Source organism: Thermoanaerobaculia bacterium (genome assembly GCA_035717485.1).
In the GTDB taxonomy this organism is placed as follows: domain Bacteria; phylum Acidobacteriota; class Thermoanaerobaculia; order UBA5066; family DATFVB01; genus DATFVB01.
This window is the reverse complement of sequence record DASTIQ010000223.1, coordinates 1-6,862: the sequence shown is the minus strand read 5'-3', so window position 1 is coordinate 6,862 and position 6,862 is coordinate 1. Positions and strand designations below refer to the sequence as shown.

Genomic DNA, 6,862 nt, shown 5'->3' with positions numbered 1-6,862 from the left:
AAGGCGGCCTGGAGCCCCTCTCTCGACAACGGGGACTTCGTCGTGGTGATCAACGCCGGGAAGGCGGTCCTCACCGGGCGCAAGGAGCAGGACAAGATGTACCGCCGCCACACGGGATTCCCCGGCGGGCTGCGCGAGACGAACGCGGCGGACATGCGCGCGAAGCACCCGGAAAAGCTGATCGAGGAAGCGGTGCGCGGGATGCTCCCGAAGAACTCGCTCGGCCGGAAGCAGTTCAAGAAGCTGAAGGTGTACGGCGGCGCCACGCATCCGCACGAGGCGCAGCGCCCGAAGACGTTGAAGCTCGCGGCGCGGGCGTAAAGGCAGGAGGACGGTTTGGCAGCGACACTTCGGTACTACGGGACGGGCCGCCGCAAGGAAGCGGTCGCGCGCGTCTACCTCAAGCCGGGGACCGGCGAGATCAAGGTCAACGACCACGGCTTCGACGAGTATTTCCCCAACAAGGTTCTCAAGATGATCATCAAGCAGCCGCTCGCGCTCACCGAGACGACCGACAAGTTCGACATCGGCGTCCAGGTGGACGGCGGCGGACCGGCGGGGCAGGCGGGGGCGATCCGGCACGGGATCTCTCGCGCGCTCCTCCAGTTCAACGCCGAGCTGCGGCCGCGGCTGAAGAAGGAAGGGCTCCTGACGCGCGATTCGCGCGTGAAGGAGCGGAAGAAGTACGGGCAGCGCGGAGCGCGGGCCCGGTTCCAGTTCTCCAAACGGTAACCGCGAGAGGGCGGGGCATGGCGCCCCTCCCCGTTTCGAAGGAGGTGTGATCTGGCTTCTATTTCGATGAAGGAACTGCTCGAGGCTGGCGTCCATTTCGGTCATCAGACGAAGCGCTGGAATCCCAAGATGAAGAAGTTCATCTTCGGGAAGCGCAACGGGATCTACATCATCGACCTGCAAAAGACGCTCAGGCAGTTCAAACAAGCCTCGGAATTCGTGACCGCCCTGGCGGCCGCGGGCAAGAACATTCTCTTCGTGGGGACCAAGCGTCAGGCGCAGGACGCGATCTACGAGGAAGCCAACCGCTGCGGGATGTTCTTCGTGAACACGCGGTGGCTCGGCGGAACGCTGACGAACTTCGCGACGATCCGCAAATCGATCCACCGGTTGAAGGAAATCGAGGCCTCGCTCTCCGACACCGAGAACGAAAACCTCACCAAGAAAGAGCGCATCCGCCTGGAGCGGGAGAAGGAAAAGCTCGAGAAGAATCTCTCCGGGATCAAGGAGATGGACGAGCTTCCGGACGCGCTCTTCGTCATCGACCCGAAGAAGGAGCACATCGCCGTCAAGGAGGCGCACTCCCTGAAGATCCCGATCGTGGCGGTGGTCGACACCAACTGCGATCCGGAGCTGGTCGATCACGTGATCCCGGGCAACGACGACGCGATCCGGGCGATCCGGCTCTTCACGAGCAAGGTCGCCGACTCGATCCTCGAGGGGCTCCATGCGCACGACGAGCGCTACACGGGCGAAGGCGCGGCTTCGGCCGGCGCCGCGGCCCCGGAGACCTTCGGCGCCGTCGCCGGCTGACGGGCAAAGCAGTCGATACGCGGGCCGGGGCGTTCGCGTCCCGGCCCGATTTTTTTGAATGGAGAACGCCATGGAGATCACGGCCAAGATGGTCAACGACCTGCGCCAGCGGACGGGCGCGGGGATGATGGAATGCAAGGCCGCCCTGAAGGAAGCCGGGGGGAACGCCGAGGAGGCGGTCACGATCCTCCGGAAGAAGGGGCTCGCCGCCGCCGCCAAGAAGGCGGGCCGCGCGGCGACCGAAGGGCTCGTTTCCGCGAAGGTGCATCCCGCCGCCGCGGTGCTCCTCGAGGTCAACTGCGAGACGGACTTCGTCGCCAAGACCGACGACTTCCGCACGTTCGTCGAGAAGCTCTCCGATCGGATCGCGAGCCACGAGGCCTTCGGTGAGACGGGCGACGGCCCGGTCGAGGCCCTCCTGCAGCTTCCCTCTCCGATCCCGCTCGGGACGACCGTCGCGGAGGCCGTGTCGCAGCTCGTCGCGAAGATCGGCGAGAACATGAGCGTCCGCCGCTTCGCCCGCTGGATTCCGAAGCCGGGGGAGACGTTCGCGACCTACGTCCACGGCAACGGCCGGATCGGCGTTCTCGTCGGCATTCCCGGCGGAAACGAGGAGCTCGCCCGCGACGTGGCGATGCACGTCGCCGCCGCGGAGCCGCGGTTCGCGCGCCGGGAGGACGTCGAGGCTTCCGTCCTCGACGCCGAGCGGGAGATCGCCCGCGCGCAGGCGGCGGCCTCCGGAAAGCCCGCCAACGTCGTCGAGAAGATCGCCGACGGGAAGATCGAGAAGTTCTTCCAGGAGTGCGTGCTCTGCGAGCAGGCCTACGTCCGCGACGACAAGCAGACGGTCGGCCAGGTGCTGAAGGCCCGCGGCGGCGAAGGCGCGCTCGGCCTGCGGTTCCTGCGCTACAAGCTCGGGGAAGGTCTGGCGAAGAAAGAGAACGACTTCGCGGCGGAGGTCGCCGCGCAGACGAGATGAGTCGCGTGTCTCGCGTCGCGGGTCGCATGTCGGGCCGGAACCCGGGGCCCGACTTTCGGCTCGCGGACCCGGGACTCGTGACTTACAATCCGGGGCCGTGAGCGCTCCTCCCCGCTACAAACGAATCCTTCTCAAGGTTTCGGGCGAAGCGCTGATGGGGGACCGCCCGTTCGGGATCGACCCCGACCGCATCAGCCGGATCGCCGACGAGATCGCCGACGTCCACCGGAAGGGGGTCGACGTCGCCGTCGTCCTCGGCGGGGGGAACATCATCCGCGGGGTGACGGCGGCCGCTTCCGGGATCGATCGGGTGACCGGCGACCACATGGGGATGCTCGCGACCGTCATCAACGGCCTCGCGATGCAGGACGCGCTCGAGAAGCGCGACGTCAACACCCGCCTGATCTCGGCGATCGAGATGCGCCAGATCTCCGAGCCGTTCATCCGCCGGCGGGCGCTCCGGCACCTCGAGAAGGGCCGCGTCATCCTCTTCGTCGGCGGGACCGGGAATCCCTACTTCACGACCGACTCCGCGGCGGCGCTCCGCGCCAACGAGATCAAGGCCGACGTGCTGCTCAAGGCGACGAAAGTGGACGGCGTCTTCACCGCCGACCCGAAGGTCGATCGCGCGGCGCGGCTCCTTCCGTTCCTGACGTACCGGCAGGCGCTCGAGGAGAACCTCGGTGTGATGGATGCGGCGGCCGTCGCGCTCTGTCGCGACAACCGGTTGCCGATCAAAGTGTTCAACCTCCTCGTCCCCGGAAACATCCGGCGCGTCGTGGAAGGGGCCGACATCGGGTCGCTCGTCGTCGACGAGGTCCCGGCGGCGGCGGGAGACGTATCGTGAGAAACGAGATCGCGTCCGCGGAAAAGAAGATGGTCACGGCGATCGAGGCGCTGAAGCACCAGTACGGGACGCTCCGCACCGGGCGGGCGTCGGCGGCGCTCCTCGACGGCGTCATGGTCAACTCGTACGGCACCGAGGTGCCGCTCAAGCAGGTCTGCAGCCTCACCGTGCCCGAGTCGAACCTCATCGTCGCGCAGCCCTGGGATCCGAAGATGTGCGCCGAAATCGACAAGGCCATCCGGAAGGCCGACCTCGGTTTGAACCCGGTGTCGGACGGGAAGATCGTCCGGGTCCCCGTCCCGCAGCCGACGGAAGAGCGCCGGAAGGATCTCGTCAAGCGCGCCCATCACATGGCGGAGGAAGTGAGGGTCGAGATCCGGAGGTTCCGCCACGAGGCCAACGACGCGCTGAAGAAAATGATGAAGGACAAGAAGATCTCGGAGGACGACGAGCGGCGCGGCCTCGAGGAGACGCAGAAGCTCACCGACAAGCGGATCGCCGAGGTCGACTCGGTCCTGAAGGCCAAAGAGGAAGAGATCCTCAAGGTGTGAGCCTCCATCTGCTGATTCCCGCCGCCGGCGGAGGACAGCGGCTCGGGACCATGCTCCCGAAAGCGCTCGTCCCGGTCGGCGGACGGCCCCTCGTCTCCCTCGCCCTGAGCGCGTTCGAGGGGATCCCTTTTCAGAGCGGCATCGTCATGGCGCCGGCCGGCCACGAAGATTCGATCGCGGCGGCGGTGGGACGCCGGTTTCCCGTGCGAGCCGGAGGGTCGACGCGCGCGGAATCGGTCGCCATCGGAATCGCGGCGCTCGATCCCGGGCCCCGCGACTACGTCGTCGTGCACGACGCCGCGCGCCCGTTCGTCACTCCCGACGAAGTCCGGCTCGTCATCGCCGCGGCCGAGGAGAGCGGCGCGGCGATCGCGGTGATGACCGTCGCCGACACGCTCAAACGCTGGGACGGGGAATGGATCTCCGGGACCCTGGACCGGCGGGAGATCGCGGCCGCGGCGACGCCGCAGGTCTTCCGCGGCGACGTCCTGCGTCGCGCCCTCGAGGCGCCGCCGGCGACCGACGAGGCGGCGCGGTGCGAGGCGGTCGGAATCCGGGTCGCCGCCGTGCCCGTCTCCCGCCGCGCGTTCAAGATCACCTTCCCCGAGGACCTCGCGATCGCCGAGGCGATGGTGCGCGGGTGACCCGCGTCGGGCTCGGATTCGACGCGCACCCGTTCGCGGCCGACCGGCCGCTCCGCCTCGGGGGGCTGGACTGGGCGGAGGAGCGGGGTCTCGGGGGGCATTCCGACGGCGACGTGCTCCTCCATGCGGCCGCAGACGCGATCCTCGGCGCGTCCGGGAGCGGGAGCCTGGGAGAGCACTTTTCGGACCGCGATCCGGCGAATCGCGGCCGGGACAGCGCGGAGATGCTCGCCGGCGCGGCGGCCGTCGCTCGCTCGAAGGGACTCGTCCTCGGGAATCTCGACGCCACGGTCGTGGGGGAGGCCCCGAAGATCGCGCCGCGGCGCGACGCGCTCGAGCGCCGGCTCGCGGAGATCCTGGGCGTCCCGCGGGAAAGAGTTTCCGTGCGGGGCACCTCGACGAACGGAATGGGTTTCCCCGGCCGCGGCGAAGGGCTCGCGGCGATGGTCGTCGTGCTTCTGGAATCGGCGTGACTTTCCGGCGGCGAGCCTCGAACGGCCGATCCGCGGTTCTTCCCGGCCGTCCCGGGCGACGCGAAGGGGCGGCTTCCGGACTCGTCGCGGCAAGGCCCCGGGTTTCCCGGGTCGGGAGCCTCCCGGGCCCGGCTTCCCGCGCCGGCCGATGATGCTCGCCGGGTTCCACGCCGTCGAAGAGGCGGTGCGCGCCGAGCCGCGCCGCGTCGAATGGGTCCTCTTCGACGAGGCGCGGCGGGACCGGAGGAGCGGCGAGCTGAAAAGGCTCTGCCGGGAATCCGGCGTCGCGGTCCGGTACGGGAAGGCGGAAGGCCTCGATCGACTCGCGCGGCATCATCAGGGAGTGGTCGCCCGCCTCGCGGAGGTCGCGGTCGCGCCCGTCGGCGACGCTTTCGCCGGCGAACGCGGCGGGAGGTTCCTCTTCGTCCTCGACGAGGTGCAGGATCCCCACAACGTCGGAGCGATCCTCCGGGTCGCGGAGGCCGCCGGAGCCGGGGTCGTCGTCCATGAGCGCGGCTCCGCCCCCCTCTCCGACACCGTGGCCCGCGTTTCCGCCGGCGCCCTCTCCCGGGTTCCGATCTTTCGGGCCGGGAACCTCCGGCGATTCCTCGACGAAGGCCGGAAGGCGGGGTTTTTCGCCGTCGGACTCGACGAGAGAGGAGAGGACCTCTATGGCGTCGACCTGTCCGGAGACCTGATCCTGGTGTTCGGCTCGGAAGGGAAAGGACTTCGGCGGCTCGTGGTCGAAGGATGCGACGTCCTGGCCCGCCTTCCGATGGCGGGAAAGATCGCCTCCCTCAACGTTTCGACGGCCGCGTCCGCCGCGGCTTTCGAAGCGGTCCGGCAGCGGCGCGCGGGGGGGAGGACCTAGCCGGCCCGGCGGCCTTTTGCGCGAAAATTGGGCGGGTGGGGGCCGTCACCTCGGGGTGGCGCCCCCGTCCTATCCGCCAGAGACGAAAAGTGCTTGCGCGTAAAAGTCCGCTCTGGTATCGTTCGTGGTTCGCGCCGTGCTCACAAGATCCGTGTGCGCCGGCTGGTCTTTGAAGAGAGCGGCGGGGGAACTTCGCGGAATCGCGCCGGCGTAGCTCAATCGGCAGAGCAGCGGTTTTGTAAACCGAAGGTTGGAGGTTCAATTCCTCTCGTCGGCTCCATCGAGCGGGCGCGGGGAATCGAAAGAGTTTTCCGGGCAGTTGGCCGAGTGGTTAATGGCAGCAGACTGTAAATCTGCCGCGCTTCGCGCTACGGAGGTTCGAATCCTCCACTGCCCACCATTTCGTGGGCGCGGAGGCGAGAGATGGGAATCGCGCGGGAGTAACTCAGGGGTAGAGTCACAGCCTTCCAAGCTGTTGGTCGCGGGTTCGAATCCCGTCTCCCGCTCCAACCCCGAAAGGGAACTTGGCGGCTGAGCGATGAGGAGATCGGAGTGGACGACGCGAGGGATTGGAACCCGCGGGGAACGCGAGGGGACGTTCGATCGCGTCATTCCGTCGGCGGGGGGGCGCACCCCTTCGCGGCGGGAGCCCGGATCCCTTCTCCCGCGCCCGGGCGCTCTCGGAACTCCGGTGACTCTGCCCACGTAGCTCAGTCGGTAGAGCGCGTCCTTGGTAAGGACGAGGTCACCAGTTCAATCCTGGTCGTGGGCTCCAACTCGGGGATTCGGGCCGGATCGGTTTGACAGGCAGGAAGAGGGACGAGGATGTCGAAAGAGAAGTTTGACCGCAGCAAGCCGCACGTCAACATCGGGACGATCGGGCACGTGGATCACGGGAAGACGACGCTGACGGCGGCGATCACGACGGTGTTGTCGAAGAAGGGGCTGGCGA

At 68.0% G+C, this 6,862-nt stretch carries 10 protein-coding genes and 4 tRNA genes; all 14 read left to right on the top strand.

What is annotated here, in order from left to right; all coding sequences use genetic code 11:
* Positions 1-321, top strand: a 321-nt coding sequence (gene rplM, locus VFS34_12040) for a 50S ribosomal protein L13 (protein ID HET9795181.1), incomplete at its 5' end; no start/stop codon positions are given.
* A gap of 15 nt (positions 322-336) precedes the next feature.
* Positions 337-732 (top strand): 30S ribosomal protein S9, encoded by a 396-nt coding sequence (rpsI, locus tag VFS34_12035; protein ID HET9795180.1) that lies wholly within the window; start codon positions 337-339, stop codon positions 730-732.
* A 51-nt stretch (positions 733-783) separates the two neighbouring features.
* Positions 784-1,545: a 30S ribosomal protein S2 gene (gene rpsB / locus VFS34_12030; protein HET9795179.1), complete on the top strand. Its 762-nt coding sequence runs from the start codon at positions 784-786 to the stop codon at positions 1,543-1,545.
* 70 nt (positions 1,546-1,615) lie between these two features.
* Positions 1,616-2,524 (top strand): translation elongation factor Ts, encoded by a 909-nt coding sequence (gene tsf, locus VFS34_12025; protein HET9795178.1) that lies wholly within the window; start codon positions 1,616-1,618, stop codon positions 2,522-2,524.
* Positions 2,525-2,621: 97 nt separating this feature from the next.
* Positions 2,622-3,371: a UMP kinase gene (gene pyrH / locus VFS34_12020; GenBank protein HET9795177.1), complete on the top strand. Its 750-nt coding sequence runs from the start codon at positions 2,622-2,624 to the stop codon at positions 3,369-3,371.
* A gap of 29 nt (positions 3,372-3,400) precedes the next feature.
* A complete protein-coding gene (gene frr / locus VFS34_12015; protein ID HET9795176.1) occupies positions 3,401-3,922 on the top strand; it encodes a ribosome recycling factor in 522 nt (173 codons plus the stop codon).
* Entirely contained in the window at positions 3,919-4,566 is a 648-nt protein-coding gene (locus VFS34_12010) for a 2-C-methyl-D-erythritol 4-phosphate cytidylyltransferase (protein HET9795175.1), read from the top strand. The genes frr and VFS34_12010 overlap by 4 nt, the downstream gene beginning before the upstream one ends.
* Entirely contained in the window at positions 4,563-5,039 is a 477-nt protein-coding gene (gene ispF / locus VFS34_12005) for a 2-C-methyl-D-erythritol 2,4-cyclodiphosphate synthase (GenBank protein ID HET9795174.1), read from the top strand. Before VFS34_12010 ends, ispF begins: the two co-directional genes overlap by 4 nt.
* Positions 5,040-5,187: 148 nt before the next feature.
* Complete coding sequence (gene rlmB, locus VFS34_12000; GenBank protein HET9795173.1) at positions 5,188-5,910, top strand: 23S rRNA (guanosine(2251)-2'-O)-methyltransferase RlmB; 723 nt, start codon at positions 5,188-5,190, stop codon at positions 5,908-5,910.
* A gap of 204 nt (positions 5,911-6,114) precedes the next feature.
* Positions 6,115-6,190 (top strand) — tRNA-Thr (locus VFS34_11995).
* 33 nt (positions 6,191-6,223) lie between these two features.
* A tRNA-Tyr gene (locus VFS34_11990) sits at positions 6,224-6,310 on the top strand.
* Positions 6,311-6,344: 34 nt separating this feature from the next.
* Positions 6,345-6,419: transfer RNA gene (locus VFS34_11985), tRNA-Gly, on the top strand.
* Between the two features lie 190 nt (positions 6,420-6,609).
* Positions 6,610-6,685, top strand: a tRNA-Thr gene (locus VFS34_11980).
* Positions 6,686-6,735: 50 nt separating this feature from the next.
* Positions 6,736-6,862, top strand: a 127-nt coding sequence (locus tag VFS34_11975; GenBank protein ID HET9795172.1) for a GTP-binding protein, incomplete at its 3' end; no start/stop codon positions are given.

Excerpts from the sequence above, each read along its gene's own strand:
- tsf (HET9795178.1), top strand. The coding sequence starts at position 1,616 with ATGGAGATCACGGCCAAGATGGTCAACGACCTGCGCCAGCGGACGGGC.
- frr (HET9795176.1), top strand. The coding sequence starts at position 3,401 with ATGGTCACGGCGATCGAGGCGCTGAAGCACCAGTACGGGACGCTCCGC.
- rlmB (HET9795173.1), top strand. The coding sequence starts at position 5,188 with ATGATGCTCGCCGGGTTCCACGCCGTCGAAGAGGCGGTGCGCGCCGAG.